This window comes from Mycobacterium sp., from assembly GCF_046095365.1.
GTDB lineage: Bacteria > Actinomycetota > Actinomycetes > Mycobacteriales > Mycobacteriaceae > Mycobacterium.
This window is the reverse complement of the sequence record NZ_JBJTJF010000086.1, coordinates 1-14,742: the sequence shown is the minus strand read 5'-3', so window position 1 is coordinate 14,742 and position 14,742 is coordinate 1. Positions and strand designations below refer to the sequence as shown.

Sequence of the window (14,742 nt, the reverse complement as noted above, 5' to 3'; positions counted from 1 at the left end):
GCGCTACCGCCGGTGTCGGTGGCCGGTGGAATGCCGGATCGACGTGTCAGGGCCGCGGTGTCGGTGATGGCGCCGGTGTCGGTGGCCGGGGGTGGCGCGGTTGTCCCGGAGCCCGGGTTCGCGAGGCAGGCCATGACGGTGTCGGCGGCGCCGGCGGCGCCTGCGCCGATTCCGGCGGCCGTGCCGGGGGTGGTGCAGTCGACGTCGGTGTTGCCGGGGGGCGTCAACCCGGGTGCGCCGGTGGGGTCGGCGCTGTCGTTCGCCATGCTGGCGGCCGCGCGGCGTGAGGGCTCGCCGCGGTCGGGAGTCATCGCCGCCGCGGCGGTGACGCCGACCGAGTCCGTCAAACCCGTCGCCACCGCCGCGCGCGGAGGGGAACCGCTGGTCTTCTACGGCCGCAATCAAGGGCTCTATGCCCTGAACGCCCGGACCTACTACGGTCCCGGCCCCTCCGGCGCTGCACCCGGGGCCTGGTACGGCGGGGGGACGGCGACTAACCCGGTGGGATACAAGTTCAGGGTCGACCAGATCGCAACCGCACCCGACGGCGACATCGTCTATGCGGCGGTGCGGTGGAAGCCATCAAATGCGCAGCCAGAGACCGCCTGGCTGTTTGGTTTCGGCTGTTGCAACACGGGCGGACCTGCCGCGGGGCTTCGGTACTCCAAAGACCTGGGCGGCGGCCAGAGCAGGGGCCTGGCCGTCAGCCCGGACAGCAAACGCGTCTATGTCTTGCAGAGCGATCTGCTCTCAGTCGCCGGCTCCGGAGCCCTCCGCCAGTACGACCTCGTTATGGGACCCCTGCGCGCAATGGCGCTGAGCCCGGACGGATCCCGCCTCTACGTCCTCCGCAAGGACGGCAACATCAGCGCTCTCGACACCGCAAAACTGGATCCAGCGCTCCCGTCGCCGGGAGGTGTTGAGCCGATCAAGACGGTCCAGAGGGTCTTTCCCCACCCCGACGGAGGTAGTTTTCCCGCCGAGGATTCGGACAGCCTTGCCATCTCTCCGGACGGCAGGACTCTGTACGTCTCTAACTGGGCGGCAGGGGTCAACGTCATCGACACGGAGACGCTTCAGGTCATCGGTCCGGTCACCGTAGACGGCAAGCCCCTCGGCCCAAAAAACGGCTTTCCCGCACTCACCGCAGGGATGGCTGTCAGCCCGGACGGTGCGCGCCTCTACATTGCGCAGCAGCGGGTAAGGGAGTACGGACCTGGCGCCTTGCTGGTCGTGGATACCGCCACAAGCACCGTCATCAACACCTTGGCGCCCCCGCGGACCGACGGCTTCGAAACAATTACGTTGCAACACGTGGCAGTCAGCCCCGACGGCTACAACGTCTTCGTCAGGGGTACCGGCAACCCGAACAATTGGATTATGCGATACGTGCCGGGCGAGGCGGTCTGGACCGCCGATGGCCTCGCGCAGTCGTGGCCAACACCGGGCAACGGCGACGCCGAGAATGTCCAAAGCGGCGGTCTGGCGGTAGGGCCGCACGTCGAGTGGTTTTCCCCCTACAACAATGCGCCGACAAAGTTGGAGCCCGTGATCAACCCCCCGGCTGGCGCCGACGGCGTTGTCCGCGGCCAAGTCCGGGCCCTCGACCGGGACGGGGACGCCGTAGCCTTCGAGGCTTATTCCATCCCGCCGCCCGAGCAACTCGCGGACGGGACTGATCGGTTCACCACCGCGCGGGGCGGTGTGGTGACGGTCAAACCGTCGGGCGAGTTCACCTACACCCCGTCGGTGGCCGCACAGGAGAAGGCGGCACGGGTTGGGGCGCCGGCGCTGGACAGGTATGACACCTTCGGTGTGCGGGCCTACGACAGGACACCATTCGGATATGGAGGCATCACCGTCATTCCGGTGACGGTACCGATCCAGCCGGCCCTGCCGTCGGTGTCGATCAGTCCGGCCACCCTGACCGTCGCGGAGGGCAACAGCGGGACCAGCGCGGCCAGTTTCACGGTGACACTGTCGAAGACCCCGACGACCGCGGTGACGGTCAATTACGCCACCGCCAACGGCACCGCGACGGCCGGCAGTGATTACACCGCCAAAACGGGGACGGTGAGCTTCGCGGCGAACACGACCACGCTGAGCCAGAGTGTGCCGGTCAGCATCACCGGGGACACCGTCGTGGAGTCCGATGAGACCTTCACGGTGACGTTGACCTCGGCGGCGGGGGCCAGTCTGGGCGCGGTCAAGACCTCCAGGGTGACCATCCGCAATGACGACACCGCCCCGGTGAGCCCGCCGACGATCAACATCACGGCAAGTGGCGGCCAGGGAACGCTGTCCGGCTCTCAAAGGGAAGGGAACGGAAGCGGAGTTGCTCTTCGGTTCCTTGTTTCCTTGTCGAGTACTGCCGACAGGGACGTGACTGTCGACTGGTACACGGTGAACGGCACGGCTATCGCCGGGCAAGACTATGGAGTCAGGAACAATTCCACGCGGCCAGAGGGCTCGGTGACCATCTATTCGCCCCAGACGACAGCGAAGGATCCCACCAAGACGAACGCCGTGCCGCTGGGGCAGTACATTGCGGTCCCAGTGCTGGGCGATACCACGAAGGAACAGGACGAGTCCTTTACGGTCGTCCTGGTCACCAGGGATGTTTCGTATCCCAAAGCGGGCGTCATGACTGCGACGGGAACCATCCTCAATGACGACTGACTCTGGTCTAGGTCAACGCTGAACTTTCTGTATCCCTGAGGGCTCTGCGCGGCTCGTGGTGGCACCAGTCTGCTGGGCGGTCGGAGCCACCGTGAAACCCCGCACTGGAAGTCGCAGTGCGCTCATACCACGGCCCAGCCGTGATGGGGCGCGTAGGTTCCTGGAGAATCAACAAAACAACCCGAAAGCAGCACTCACCGAAAGCAACCATGTCCGAGGAACAGATCACAGACGTCCCACCGGATCACCTCTCCGTCGATCCGGACAGCCCCTTCTACAGCGAAGAGGTGCTCGGCCGCGGCGTAGGTATTCGCTTCAACGGCGTCGAGAAAACCAATGTCCACGAATACGACGTGTCCGAGGGTTGGGTGCGCGTGGAAGTTCCCACCGCCAAGGATCGCCGCGGCAATCCCATGGTGATCAAGCTCAAAGGGACGGTCGAACCGTTTTTCCGCCCGGCGGAATAATGCCAGGGCGGAACGACGGAAATCACGTCGGTTGATTGCTAGCGTCTGCGGCAATCGCAGGCTGCTCGTGAGACATGTGGAGGTTCGTATGACGGTGACCAGAGGATTCGGTGCGGTCATGCTGACCGCGGCGCTGGCCTTGTCCCTCGGTGTTGCCGGCTGTTCGTCGAAGGGTGACAACAAAGCCGCTGCCGGCAGAACGAGCAGTGCGGCCGCCACCGGCGCGCCGTCGATGAGCGCTGCGGACCTGCAGAAAAGCCTCACCGGCAGGATCTCCACGGCCACCCCGCCTAAGTCCGTCACCTGCCCGAACGACCTTCCCGGAGAAGTCGGGAAAACCGAGAGTTGCGAGGTGGTGGTCGACGACAACACGGCGGTTCAGGTGAACGTCACCGTGACGAAGGTGAGCGGCAGCAACATCGACTACGACTTCACGCCGGCCATGACCAAGACCCAACTCGAGAACGCGTTCTCGGCGGAGGTGAAGGCGCAGGTGAGTTGCGACGGAGGTCTGGACGGCAAGGTCGGCTCGAGCACCACCTGCCACGTCACCAAGGACGGGACCACCGACGACACCGCCGTCTCGGTCAGCAAGGTGCAGGGCCTTTTCATGAGCCTTTCCACCGGCCCGTCGTGACCGGCCATTGGCTTCGCGACCATGCCGCGATGGCAGTCGGCGCCGTCGCGGCGGCCGTGGTCCTCGCCCCGCCCGGGCACGCCCTGGACGACTGCGGTGTCGGGATGTACTACAACAACTACAACGGCCAGTGCGAACCCTGGGCACCTGTCGGCGTCGCTTTCGCTCCCGGCCCCGCAGTTCCCGTCCCGGTGCCGGCCCTCGCCCCGGTGCCTCTCGGTGTCGACTTCGACCCGCTTCCGGTCGGTATCGGCTTCGATGTGGGATTCGGCCTCAATGTTCCCAACATCGCCCCCTACCTGCGCGTGCCCGGCATCGGAATCCCGGGCATCCCAGGTGTTCCGGGCATCCCCGACATCCGGGTGCCGGTCGTGCCGGACGTCCGCGTTCCCGACGTCCGGATTCCGGAGGTTCGCGCCCCCGAAGTCCGGGTACCTGAGGTTCGCGCCCCGGAGGTCCACCGGCGCTAACCGACGTTCCGGAAAGCACACGCGCACATACAGTTTCACGAAGGGTCAGCGATGAGACGTGCGGCGGCGGCGATGGCCGCGGTGATGCCCGTCGCGCTGGTCGCCGCGGCGGGCCCGGCTCGCGCCGACGACACCAGGCAGTGCGAACCCTGGTACGGATACTCGGTGTGTTACCAGCGCTCGGATGACACGTGGTGCCAACGGACGCCCCGCCCCCGCCTGCGCAGACGCCGGCCCCGCCACCGCCGCCGTGGCCGGTGCCGCCGCCCTTCTTTCCGGGATGCCAGACCCTCAACGGCTGTGTCGACTACTCGTTCTTTCCCGTTCTGACGTTCTAGCCGGGGCTCAGCGGTACCGGCGGACGTTGTAGATCGGGGCGTTGTCGATGGGAACGACGGCCACCGGGACGCCGTAGGTCGAGGCGTGCACCATCTTTCCCTTGCCCACGTAAAGGCCGACGTGCGAAGCGTTGGAGTAGTAGGTGATCACATCGCCGGGCTGCATCCGGTCCAGTGGCACCGGCTGACCGCCGGCCGCCAGTTGCTGGCTGGAGTGCGGCAGGGACACCCCGGCCTGCTGGAACGACCACACCACCAGACCGGAACAGTCGAAGGCGTCCGGACCCGCCGCGGCCCACTCGTAGGGGTCGCCGAGCCGGGTGAGCGCGGCCTGCACGGCGATCGCGCCGGTCCCCGCTGCCGGACGCTGTTCATGGGCGACCATGGCGGCGGGCAGGTCCCGCCGGACGGTTCGCACCGCGGCCGCCGGCCCCGGTGGCGCCATGACCGGATCGCCGACAGCCACCATCTGGGGCATCCCGCTCAGAGCCGCGGGCGGATGGACGGGGGAGAACATCACCGACGCTGGGACGGCCACCATCGCCGCTGCCCAGGACACCAGGTACCCAGGACGTGCCATTGCGGCCCCCGATCTTGGTCTCGGCGGGTATGCCTGATCGTTACTCCACCGTGATGTCGGCGCGTCTGTGGCCGGCGTTACAACCGGACCCAGGGTTTGTTTATCGAACGGGTTCCCTTAATGTGACAGTCCCTGACAGAATTGACGTGGGCGGCCGTCGCTCACGCGGGGGGGCTGTGTCGGCGGCCGCCCGCCTTCTCCGGTTCGGCCGGCTCCCGGGGCCCGTCACGAACAGTTATCCGCCCGTTAGCGAACCGTGGCCGACCTGTACGGGCATCACCAGTTCGCCTCGCTACCTTGGGAAGTGCGGGAGATCCCGGAGGAGGTCGTCATGGTGGCCACCGTTTATGCCGCGGCCGCGCTGGTCGCGGCGTCGGCGATCTTCCTCGCCGCGGATTCGCTCGGGCATGGTTTGCCCCGGCCGCCGCACCGATTCATCTACTCGGTTCTGGCCGGGTTGCTGTGGCCGCTGCTGGCCGTGGGTCTGGCGGAGTTCGCGGTGATCGCGGCGATCAGACACCGCGGTTCCGGCGGTCGCCAACCCGCGGCCGCGATGGCCGACGTCGAGGCCGATACCGGCCGGGCGTCAAGCCTCGCCGGCGTGCCGTAGCAAGCGGACGTATGAGTCTCATATGAATCATACTTCGCAAATCAGCGTTCTTGATTTCTCGCTCTACATTCGGTGGTGGGAACCGAAGACGGGAGGCGAGATGTCCGGGATATTTGTCTATCTGGCTGTGGCCCTGCTCTGTGCGGCGGCGGTGTTCCTGTTCGCCGAATGGAGCAGGGAACCGGGGATCGCCGCACCCGACAACCCGGGCGTGCTGGCGCTCGTCGCCGGACTGTTGTGGCCGATCCTGGTCATCGGCATCGCCCAACTGGCCGGCATTGCCGCGGCGCGGGCCCGCATTCGCGCCAGGACCGGACCGGGGACGCCGGCCCGGGTGGGTTCGCCGGTCTGAGTTCACCCCTCCGGCCGGGTGCCCGTGCCTTAGCCTGTGCCGGTGTACGCGCCGACCTGGGAGTCCGTGGGCAACCACCCGCTTCCCGAGTGGTACGACGACGCCAAGCTCGGCATCTTCCTGCACTGGGGCCTGTATTCGGTGCCCGGCTGGGCACCGCAGGTCCCCGACATCCAGGAGCTGCTCAAACACAAGGGTCCCGCGGAGATGCTGCGGGACAACCCGTATGCCGAGTGGTATCTCAACAGCAGCCGGCTGGAGGGCAGCCCGACCTGGCGCCACCAGCGCGAGACCTACGGTCCGGCAGCCACTTACGACGACTTCGTCGTCCCCTTCGACGACGGCACCGCGGAGGCGGACATGGCGGCGATCGCCTCGGTGTGCCGCGACGCCGGCGCGGGGTACGTGGTACTCACCACCAAGCATCACGACGGGTTCTGCCTGTGGCCGACCGCACTGGCCCACCCGCGCAAGGGCCGCTACCACGCGCGGCGTGACATCGTCGGCGACCTCACCCGCGCCGTGCGGGAAGCCGGTCTGCGCATGGGGCTGTACTACTCAGGCGGCTACGACTGGCCCTACAACGACGCTCTGCTGCAGAACCCTGCCGATGCGTTCCTGGCCGTCCCGCACACCCCCGACTACGTCGAGTACGCCGGGGCGCACGTCCGCGAGCTGATCGAGCGCTACCAGCCCTCGATGCTGTGGAACGACATCTGCTGGCCGGCCGGCGGAAACCTGCCCGCACTGTTCGCCGACTACTACAACAGTGTCCCGGACGGAGTCGTCAACGACCGCTGGATCGAACCGCCGCAGTACCGCAGCGCGCTTACCGATTCCCTGGCGCGCGTGGGAGGCACTCTGCTGCAACGGTTCTGGGCCTATATTCCCGACCGGCACAAGTCGTTGACGTTCCCGGCGGAGCATCACTACGACATCCGGACCCCGGAGTACGCGCGGTATGACTCCATCCAGCAGAAGAAGTGGGAGTCCACCCGCGGCGTGGGCCACTCCTTCGGGGCCAACCGCAACGAGCGGCCCCAGGACTTCGTGACCTCGACCGAGCTGGTGCGGTCCTTCGTCGACATCGTGTCCAAGAACGGCAACCTGCTCATCGGGATCGGGCCCGACCGGCACGGCCGGTTTCCCGAGGAGCAGCTGACCCCGCTGCGCGGATTGGGGTCCTGGCTGGCGGTCAACGGCGACGCCGTCTACCGCACGCGGCCATGGGCGATCGCCGAGACCACCACCACAGAGGGAAACCCGGTGCGGTTCACCCGGAGCGACGACGGCCTCAACGCGATCCTTCTGGACCTGTCCCGTCCGGAGTTCGGACTCCGCGGAGTCGACGCGACGGATGTCACCGGGGTGCGGATGCCCGGCCTCGGCACGTCTGTGGACTGGCGGGTGTCCGAGGGGATGCTGCACGTACGGACGCCCGAGCGCATACCGCTTTCGCCGGCCTACGTGCTGGCGCTGCAGGGCCGGGTGCGTCCGGCGGGCTAACCCGGTTCCAGGGTGTTGTCGATACCCGAGGTGTCCAATTCCGATGCGCCGGATGCGCAACCCGGCTGACCGCCAGGCCGGCCAGCAGCGGTCCCCCGGGGCGAGCGCGCCCCCGCCGCGCGGCTACGCCCGGGCCCGGCGGTGCTACTTTGGTTACATACGTAACCAGAACTGGGAAAGGCCCGGTCGCCGATGAGGATCCTGCTTCCGCACCAGCTTCTCGAGCACAAGGTCAGGTCCGACTTCGACAGGGACGTCCGGCGCAGGTTCTTCCGCGGACTGGAGTTCGCCGGGCCCAAGGGCGACCCCGGGTGGTTCGGTCCGGACAGCGCGGTCTGGCACGTGCATTCGCACACTTCGGCGCTGATCTTCGGGCTGCAGTGCGCGGCCTTCATGGAACGCCTCGATCCCAGCATCTTCTGGATGGGCTCGGACCACTCCCGGGTGGCCGAACGCGACGACGACGGTCGACCCACCGGCCGGCTCGATCAGGAGGGCGCGCAGGCGCGCCTGGCGCACTCGCTGGCCTTCTTCATCGGCACCGCCTACGGATCGACCGCGACCGCCGAGAAGGTGGCCCAGACGGTGCGCTCGATGCACCACACGGTCAAAGGTGTTCGGCCCGACGGGTTGCGCTACGACGCCGACGACCCGGACTGGCTGCGGTGGAACTACGCCACCGTGGTCTGGGGCATCGCGACGGCGCATCAGATGTACCACCCGGTTCCGCTGCGCGACATCGACCGCTACTACGCGGAATTCACCCGGGTCGGTCACGCCCTGGGCGGCACCGATCTACCGGCCTCCAAAGCTGAGACCCTGGACTGCCTGCGCTCCTATCTGCCCCGGCTCGCGCTCACCCATGGCGCGGCTCTGGCCACCGGCGCGGCTCTGATGAACAATCCCGACGTGCCGCAGGCCGCCAAGTTCTTCGACTGGGCCATTCGCGACGCGATGCCGGACTGGGCCGCCGAGATGGTGATGTACCGGCCGCCGCACCCGGTGGAGCGGGCGGCACGCCGTGCGGCGACATGGGCTGCGATCAACGGCACTCAGGCCGCGATGGGTCCGCTGCGCGAGTTCCGCCTGGCTCAGCGGCGGGTCGAGGGCGGCACCGACTGCGACCACACCGAGCCGGCGTATGTGCCGGGCAGCGACCCCGCCCGGGATCGTGACACCGTCGAACGGGCGCTTTGAGGCGATTTCAACCGCTATGCGGCGGGGAAACCTCCGACACTCAGGCCCTGCATGTGATGTCCACCGCATGTCGATTCGCGGTGTCCAGCGGAAATGCCGGCGAATCCCTTCGGCAACGATGGGCGCACAGGGTTGTCGGGCTGTATCGGTGATACCCGGGCCACGTCGGCGGCGATTGTGTGACCTGCGCAACAGCTAGACTGGTAAACGATTGATTTATTGCGCTCGAACGCAATTCCCCTTATTTCCACGCTGAGGCCGGGCATTTCGCTTGGCCAACGGAGGTGAACGAAACATGGCAACCCTCACGGGTGGCACCGCCCTCGCTGAACGCCCCACCGACGCGGTGTGGCTGGCGACGCTGCCGGCCCCGCTGACCACTGTGCGTCCGGCCACCGCGGCCGGCCGACCGCAGACGCTGCTGCCCGCGGTTCGCGCGGCGGCGTCCGTGCAGCGGATCGCCCGGCTCGCGCAGGGCGAGTTGTCCGGTCTGCCCGGAGCGGTGACCGATCTCGCCGTCAGCCGTGACGGTCGGCATCTGGTCGCGGCTCACTACGGCGAGGACGCGGTGTCGATCGTCGACACCGCCACCTTGGAGGTCGCTGCCACCGTTTCCGGTATCGCCGAGCCGTACGCCGTCGTCGCCGCCGATCGCGCGTATCTGAAGTCCGCGTTGATCCGCGAGGACATCGTTGTCGCCGTCGACCTCGCCGCCGGCACTCCGCTGGCTGCTCGCGAGGTCGGGGTTGGTGCCGCCGGCTTGGCGCTCAGCCCTGCCGGCGACGTGCTCTACGTCGCGCGGTCGGCGGACGCGGTCACCGACATCGCCGTGATCGACGTCGAGAGCGGCGCTCTCAGATCGATCCCGGTCGTGCGCGGGCCGGAGGCCTCGATCGACAGCCTGCGGATCAACCCCGCCGGAACCCGCCTGTATGCCGCGCTGAGCACCGCCGCCGGCGGCTCGCTGGTGACCGTCGACATCCGGTCCGGCCGGGTGCAGACCGTCGCAGTCGGCGCCTCGATCGGTGACGTCGCATTGCACCGCGACGACCGCAGGGTCTTCGTCACCGTCTGGGACGACGACCTCGGCGCCGCGCTGCGCGTCGTCGACACCGGCCGCGTCGTCGGTTCCTACGCGCTCGACGGACAGCCGGCCGGTCTGCTGGTCACCGGAGCCGAGGTGCTGCTGGCGCACGGCGAGACGGTGACGGTCCTCGACGCCGCGTCCTTGCGGACGGTCAATCGCATCGACCTCGGCAAGCCGGTGTCGTGCCTGGCGGTCAGCCGTGACGGGACACGGCTGTACGTCGGAGGTTTCGACGGCACCGTCACCGCGCTGGAGATGCGGGCCGCCCGGGCCGGCCTGCCGGCCGCGTCCTGACCCCTACCGCTGGCTGCAGTCCAGCGACACAGCGATGGTCTGACTGGTCACCACCGGTATCAGGAAGGTGCCGCGGTCGCCGAGTCCGGGACCGACGTAGGGCACCCACTGGGTGAGGGTCTGAGGGTTGCGCACACTGGTGACGACGCACTTGGACATCGGACCGGTGCCGATCTTGTCGATCTGGACGCTGTAGCCCTGCTTCTGCAGATCGCTGATGGTGTCCTGCGCGGACTGCTCGGCCGATGCCGGCCCGGCGGGTGCGGCCGTCACGGCCAACCCCGCCGCGGCGGCGGCAAGCAGGGCCGTCCAGCGCATGGCCTCTCCTTCCGGCTGTCCGGCTTGCAACGCTATACGAGCCCTCGCGGGTGCCCGGTTCGGCTATACGATCGCCGGTGAAACCCGGCGACACCCCGGCGACAAGGAAACTGGCGATGCAGAGCACCATGCAGAACTCCCCGCTCACCATCGCGGAGATCCTGCGTTACGCGGTCGGCGTCCATGGTGACCGCACCGTCACCACCGCGACCGGCGACGGCTTCCGGCAGGCCACCTACCGTGAGGTCGGCCGGCAGGCCGCCCGGCTGGCCAACGCGCTGCGCCGCCTCGGCGTCGACGGCGACCAGCGGGTGGCCACCTTCATGTGGAACAACCAGGAACACCTGGAGGCCTACGTCGCGATTCCGTCGATGGGGGCGGTCCTGCACACTCTGAACATCCGGCTGTTCCCCGAGCAGATCGAGTTCGTCGCCTACGAGGCAGAGGACCGGGTCGTCATCGTCGACCTGTCGCTGGCATCCGTGCTGGCGCCGGTGCTGCCCGGGATGGAGACCGTGCACACCGTGATCGCGGTGGGGTCCGGGGATCTTGGTCCGCTGGAGTCTTCGGGCAAGCGAGTGCTGCGCTACCACGAGATCACCGCGGCGGAGCCGGACGTTTTCGACTGGCCTGACATCGACGAAAACTCAGCCGCGGCAATGTGTTACACCAGCGGCACCACCGGCCACCCCAAGGGCGTCGTCTACGGGCACCGGTCGAGCTACCTGCACTCGATGGCGGTGTGCAGCGGCAACGGGATGGGCCTGAGCTTTTCCGACAAGGCACTGCCGATCGTGCCGATGTTTCACGCCAACGCCTGGGGGCTGCCGTACGCGGCGCTGATGGCAGGCGCCGACCTGGTGCTTCCGGACCGCTTCATGGACGCGAAATCGCTGGTGCACCTGATCGAGACGCAGCGCCCGACGGTCGCCGGGGCAGTGCCGACCATCTGGAACGACGTGATGAACTACCTTGATCGCGAACCGGGACACGACATCTCGTCGCTGCGGCTGGTGGCCTGCGGCGGATCGGCGGTGCCGGTGTCGCTGATGCAGTATTTCGAGAAGAACTACGGAGTCCAGATCCGGCAGTTGTGGGGTATGACCGAGACCTCGCCGATGGCAACCCTGGCCTGGCCGGCCCCCGGCACTCCGGACGAACGGCACTGGGAGATCCGCTCCACCCAGGGCCGGCCGATGTGCGGGGTGCAGGCCCGGATCGTCGACGACGCCGGCGCGGTGCTGCCCAGCGACGGCGCGGCGGTGGGGGAGCTGGAGGTCCGCGGTCCCTGGATCACCGGGTCCTACTACCGCAACACCGACCCGTCGAAGTTCACCTCAGGCTGGCTGCGCACCGGCGACGTCGGGCGCATCGACCCGCAGGGTTACATCACGTTGACCGACCGGGCCAAGGATGTCATCAAGTCCGGTGGGGAGTGGATCTCCTCGGTGGAACTGGAGAACACCCTGATCGGCCACCCGCTGGTTCGGGAGGCCGCTGTGGTGGGTGTTCCCGACGAGCGCTGGCAGGAACGCCCGCTGGCGGCCGTGGTGCTCAAGGACGGCGCCGAGGTCACCCCTGCCGAGCTGCGCGAGTTCCTGGCCGACAAGGTCGTCCGGTGGTGGCTGCCGGAACGCTGGACCTTCGTCGGCGAGATTCCCCGCACCAGCGTCGGCAAGTACGACAAGAAGACCATCCGCGCCCGCTACGCCGACGGCGCCTACGACGTCATCACGCTGTAGCACCCCGCCAGTCGCCCCGCCGCCCTCCGTCGAAAGTGCGTTCAGATCGACGAAACCGGTCGACAGGGGGTTTTTCTCGATCTGAGCGCACTCTCGACGACCATGCGCGACCCCCGCGGTCTACCGATCGGCGCGCTGATAGGCGGTGACCACGGCCGCCCCGCCCAGGCCGATGGTGTGCTGCAGAGCGGCGTCGAGGTCGTCCACCTGACGCGCATCCGCGGTCCCGCGCAACTGCCAGGTGAGTTCGGCGCACTGCGCGAGGCCGGTGGCGCCGAGCGGATGGCCCTTGGAGATCAGCCCGCCGGAAGGGTTGACCACCCACCGTCCGCCGTAGGTGGTATCTCCGGCGTCGATCAGTTTCGGCGCCTCGCCCTCGCCGCACAGCCCCAGGGCCTCGTAGAGCAGCAACTCGTTGGCGGAGAAGCAGTCGTGCAACTCGATCACGCCGAAGTCCTGCGGGCCCAGGCCGCTCTGGTCGTAAACCTTCTGCGCCGCTTGGACATTCATTTCGTAGCCGATGATGTTGCGCGCCGAGCCGTCGAAGGTCGAGGCGAAGTCGGTGGTCATCGCCTGCCCGACGATCTCGACAGCCTGCCCGGCCAGTCCGTGTTCGTCGAGGAACCGCTCGGATACCAGTACCGCGGCGGCGGAGCCGTCGGACGTCGGCGAGCACTGCAACTTCGTCACCGGGTCGGAGATCATCGGCGCGTTGAGGATGTCGTCGAGGGAATACTCGGTCTGGAACTGCGCGTAGGGGTTGTTCACCGAGTGCTTGTGGTTCTTGTAGCCGATCTTGGCGAAATGCTCGGCGGTGGCGCCGTAGTCGCGCATGTACTCCCGTCCGGCCGCGGCGAACATCCACGGTGCGACCGGGAAGGCCAACTCGTCGATCTCCGCCAGGGCTTTGATGTGCCGGCGCAGCGGGGACTCCCGGTCCTCTGCCCCACCGCCGAGCGAGCCGGGCTGCATCTTCTCGAAGCCCAGGGCCAGCACGCAGTCGGCCAGTCCGCCCCGGATGGCCTGCGCGGCCAGGTAGAGCGCGGTGGATCCGGTGGAGCAGTTGTTGTTGACGTTGACGATCGGGATTCCGGTCATGCCTAGTTCGTAGAGAGCACGCTGGCCGGAGGTCGAGTCACCCGAGCAGTAGCCGACGAAGCCCTGTTCGATCCGGGTGTACTCAACGTGCGCGTCGGCCAGCGCCTTGGTGCCGGACTCCCGCGCCATGTCCGGGTAGTCCCAGCCCTCGCGACGCCCCGGCTTCTCGAACTTCGTCATTCCGACTCCGGCGACGTAAACCCTGTTCCTTGCCATGCAGGTAGTCTGCCGGTATGGCGCTCCGCGTGGTGCAGTGGGCCACCGGATCGGTCGGTAAGGCCGCCATCAACGCCATCGTGGAACATCCCGAACTCGAACTTGCCGGCTGCTGGGTGCACTCAAAGGCCAAGGCGGGCAGAGACGTCGGCGAGATCGTCGGCACCGCACCGCTGGGGATCACCGCCACCGACAGCATCGAGGACATTCTTGCCCTCGATGCCGACGCGGTGGTCTACGCGCCGTTGCTGCCCAACGCCGATGAGGTCGCCGCGCTGCTGCGCTCCGGTAAGAACATCGTCAGCCCACTCGGGTGGTTCTACCCGAGCGAGGCCGAGGCGGCGCCGCTGCGGGCCGCCGCACTGGCCGGCAACGCCACCCTGCACGGGGCCGGCATCGGGCCGGGGGCGGCCACCGAACTGTTCCCGCTGCTGCTGTCGGTGATGTCCACCGGCATCATCCACGTGCGCGCCGAGGAGTTCTCCGACCTGCGCACCTACGGCGCACCCGACGTGCTGCGCCATGTCATGGGGTTCGGCGGGACGCCGGAGAAGGCACTGAGCGGACCGATGCAGAAACTGCTCAACGGTGGCTTCTTCCAGTCGGTCCGGCTGATCGTCGACCGCCTCGGATTCGCCGCCGACCCCGTCATCCGCACCAGCCAGCAGGTGGCGGTGGCGACCGCGCCCATCGAGTCCCCGATCGGGGTGATCGCGCCCGGCGAGGTCGCCGGGCGCCGGTTCGTCTGGGACGCGGTGGTGACCAACGTCATCGTCGTGCGGGTGGCGGTCAACTGGCTGATGGGCGAGGAACACCTCGACCCGGCGTGGTCGTTCGGCCCGGCCGGTGAGCGCTACGAGATCGAGGTGCGCGGAAACCCCAACACGTTCGTCACGGTGAAGGGCTGGCAGCCCGAGAGCGTCGAGGAAGGTCTGATCAGCAACCCGGGTGTGGTCGCCACCGCCGCGCACTGCGTCAACGCCATCCCGGCCACCTGCGCGGCCGAGCCGGGGATCAAGGGGTTCTTCGACCTGCCGCCGCTGACCGGGCGGGCCGCGCCGATTTTCGCTCGGCCGTAACATCGGCTGTCATGGCGCAGCCGATCGTCGTCGAGCAGTCGAGAGCCATCCCGGTGTCTCCGCACGATGCCT

General features: G+C 67.9%; 14 protein-coding genes and 1 pseudogene. 11 read left to right on the top strand and 4 right to left on the bottom strand.

What is annotated here, in order from left to right; genetic code table 11:
- On the bottom strand, window positions 1–266 hold a 266-nt coding region (locus tag ACKOQ4_RS07675; RefSeq protein ID WP_526290472.1), incomplete at its 3' end, for a hypothetical protein.
- Between ACKOQ4_RS07675 and ACKOQ4_RS07670 the strand changes: the two genes are divergently transcribed.
- From ACKOQ4_RS07670 to ACKOQ4_RS07655, 4 genes are all read left to right on the top strand, one after another.
- Window positions 241–2,679: a Calx-beta domain-containing protein gene (locus ACKOQ4_RS07670; RefSeq protein ID WP_526290470.1), complete on the top strand. Its 2,439-nt coding sequence runs from the start codon at window positions 241–243 to the stop codon at window positions 2,677–2,679. The genes ACKOQ4_RS07675 and ACKOQ4_RS07670 overlap by 26 nt on opposite strands.
- A 209-nt stretch (window positions 2,680–2,888) precedes the next feature.
- Window positions 2,889–3,146, top strand: coding sequence for a DUF3297 family protein (locus tag ACKOQ4_RS07665; protein ID WP_526290468.1), 258 nt, complete (start codon window positions 2,889–2,891; stop codon window positions 3,144–3,146).
- A gap of 88 nt (window positions 3,147–3,234) precedes the next feature.
- Window positions 3,235–3,783, top strand: a complete 549-nt coding sequence (locus ACKOQ4_RS07660; protein WP_526290466.1) for a DUF4333 domain-containing protein — start codon at window positions 3,235–3,237, stop codon at window positions 3,781–3,783.
- A gap of 29 nt (window positions 3,784–3,812) precedes the next feature.
- Window positions 3,813–4,253 carry a hypothetical protein gene (locus ACKOQ4_RS07655; protein ID WP_526290464.1) on the top strand — a complete coding sequence of 147 codons (441 nt, stop codon included), beginning with the start codon at window positions 3,813–3,815 and terminating at the stop codon, window positions 4,251–4,253.
- Window positions 4,254–4,598: 345 nt separating this feature from the next.
- On the opposite strand, the pseudogene ACKOQ4_RS07650 reads toward ACKOQ4_RS07655, so the two are convergent.
- Window positions 4,599–4,931: pseudogene (locus ACKOQ4_RS07650) on the bottom strand (C40 family peptidase); the annotation flags it as partial.
- 571 nt (window positions 4,932–5,502) lie between these two features.
- Here ACKOQ4_RS07650 and ACKOQ4_RS07645 point away from each other — a divergent pair.
- The 5 genes from ACKOQ4_RS07645 to ACKOQ4_RS07625 all read left to right on the top strand — a co-directional run bounded on the left by ACKOQ4_RS07645 (window position 5,503) and on the right by ACKOQ4_RS07625 (window position 10,217).
- The gene (locus tag ACKOQ4_RS07645; protein WP_526290462.1) at window positions 5,503–5,781 is read left to right on the top strand and encodes a hypothetical protein; all 279 of its coding nucleotides are present in this window, start codon (window positions 5,503–5,505) and stop codon (window positions 5,779–5,781) included.
- A 100-nt stretch (window positions 5,782–5,881) separates the two neighbouring features.
- Window positions 5,882–6,133 carry a hypothetical protein gene (locus tag ACKOQ4_RS07640; RefSeq protein ID WP_526290460.1) on the top strand — a complete coding sequence of 84 codons (252 nt, stop codon included), beginning with the start codon at window positions 5,882–5,884 and terminating at the stop codon, window positions 6,131–6,133.
- Window positions 6,134–6,175: 42 nt separating this feature from the next.
- The gene (locus ACKOQ4_RS07635) at window positions 6,176–7,639 is read left to right on the top strand and encodes an alpha-L-fucosidase (protein ID WP_526290458.1); all 1,464 of its coding nucleotides are present in this window, start codon (window positions 6,176–6,178) and stop codon (window positions 7,637–7,639) included.
- A 198-nt stretch (window positions 7,640–7,837) separates the two neighbouring features.
- Window positions 7,838–8,836 (top strand): oxygenase MpaB family protein, encoded by a 999-nt coding sequence (locus ACKOQ4_RS07630; RefSeq protein WP_526290476.1) that lies wholly within the window; start codon window positions 7,838–7,840, stop codon window positions 8,834–8,836.
- Between the two features lie 295 nt (window positions 8,837–9,131).
- Complete coding sequence (locus ACKOQ4_RS07625; RefSeq protein WP_526290456.1) at window positions 9,132–10,217, top strand: WD40 repeat domain-containing protein; 1,086 nt, start codon at window positions 9,132–9,134, stop codon at window positions 10,215–10,217.
- A gap of 3 nt (window positions 10,218–10,220) precedes the next feature.
- Here ACKOQ4_RS07625 and ACKOQ4_RS07620 read toward each other — a convergent pair whose 3' ends face one another.
- The gene (locus ACKOQ4_RS07620) at window positions 10,221–10,535 is read right to left on the bottom strand and encodes a hypothetical protein (protein ID WP_526290454.1); all 315 of its coding nucleotides are present in this window, start codon (window positions 10,533–10,535) and stop codon (window positions 10,221–10,223) included.
- A gap of 116 nt (window positions 10,536–10,651) precedes the next feature.
- Between ACKOQ4_RS07620 and ACKOQ4_RS07615 the strand changes: the two genes are divergently transcribed.
- On the top strand, window positions 10,652–12,277 hold the full coding sequence (locus ACKOQ4_RS07615; RefSeq protein ID WP_526290474.1) for a long-chain fatty acid--CoA ligase: 1,626 nt from the start codon (window positions 10,652–10,654) through the stop codon (window positions 12,275–12,277).
- Window positions 12,278–12,397: 120 nt separating this feature from the next.
- Here the strand turns inward: ACKOQ4_RS07615 and ACKOQ4_RS07610 are convergent, their stop codons facing one another.
- Entirely contained in the window at window positions 12,398–13,591 is a 1,194-nt protein-coding gene (locus ACKOQ4_RS07610; RefSeq protein WP_526290452.1) for a thiolase family protein, read from the bottom strand.
- A gap of 17 nt (window positions 13,592–13,608) precedes the next feature.
- On the opposite strand from ACKOQ4_RS07610, the gene ACKOQ4_RS07605 reads away from it, so the two are divergent.
- On the top strand, window positions 13,609–14,670 hold the full coding sequence (locus tag ACKOQ4_RS07605; protein WP_526290450.1) for an NAD(P)H-dependent amine dehydrogenase family protein: 1,062 nt from the start codon (window positions 13,609–13,611) through the stop codon (window positions 14,668–14,670).
- Window positions 14,671–14,742: the final 72 nt, after the last annotated feature.

Coding starts and splice junctions, on each gene's coding strand:
- ACKOQ4_RS07660 (WP_526290466.1), top strand. CDS start 3,235: ATGACGGTGACCAGAGGATTCGGTGCGGTCATGCTGACCGCGGCGCTG.
- ACKOQ4_RS07665 (WP_526290468.1), top strand. CDS start 2,889: ATGTCCGAGGAACAGATCACAGACGTCCCACCGGATCACCTCTCCGTC.
- ACKOQ4_RS07610 (WP_526290452.1), bottom strand. CDS start 13,591: ATGGCAAGGAACAGGGTTTACGTCGCCGGAGTCGGAATGACGAAGTTC.
- ACKOQ4_RS07625 (WP_526290456.1), top strand. CDS start 9,132: ATGGCAACCCTCACGGGTGGCACCGCCCTCGCTGAACGCCCCACCGAC.
- ACKOQ4_RS07645 (WP_526290462.1), top strand. CDS start 5,503: ATGGTGGCCACCGTTTATGCCGCGGCCGCGCTGGTCGCGGCGTCGGCG.
- ACKOQ4_RS07655 (WP_526290464.1), top strand. CDS start 3,813: ATGGCAGTCGGCGCCGTCGCGGCGGCCGTGGTCCTCGCCCCGCCCGGG.
- ACKOQ4_RS07615 (WP_526290474.1), top strand. CDS start 10,652: ATGCAGAGCACCATGCAGAACTCCCCGCTCACCATCGCGGAGATCCTG.
- ACKOQ4_RS07605 (WP_526290450.1), top strand. CDS start 13,609: ATGGCGCTCCGCGTGGTGCAGTGGGCCACCGGATCGGTCGGTAAGGCC.
- ACKOQ4_RS07640 (WP_526290460.1), top strand. CDS start 5,882: ATGTCCGGGATATTTGTCTATCTGGCTGTGGCCCTGCTCTGTGCGGCG.
- ACKOQ4_RS07620 (WP_526290454.1), bottom strand. CDS start 10,535: ATGCGCTGGACGGCCCTGCTTGCCGCCGCCGCGGCGGGGTTGGCCGTG.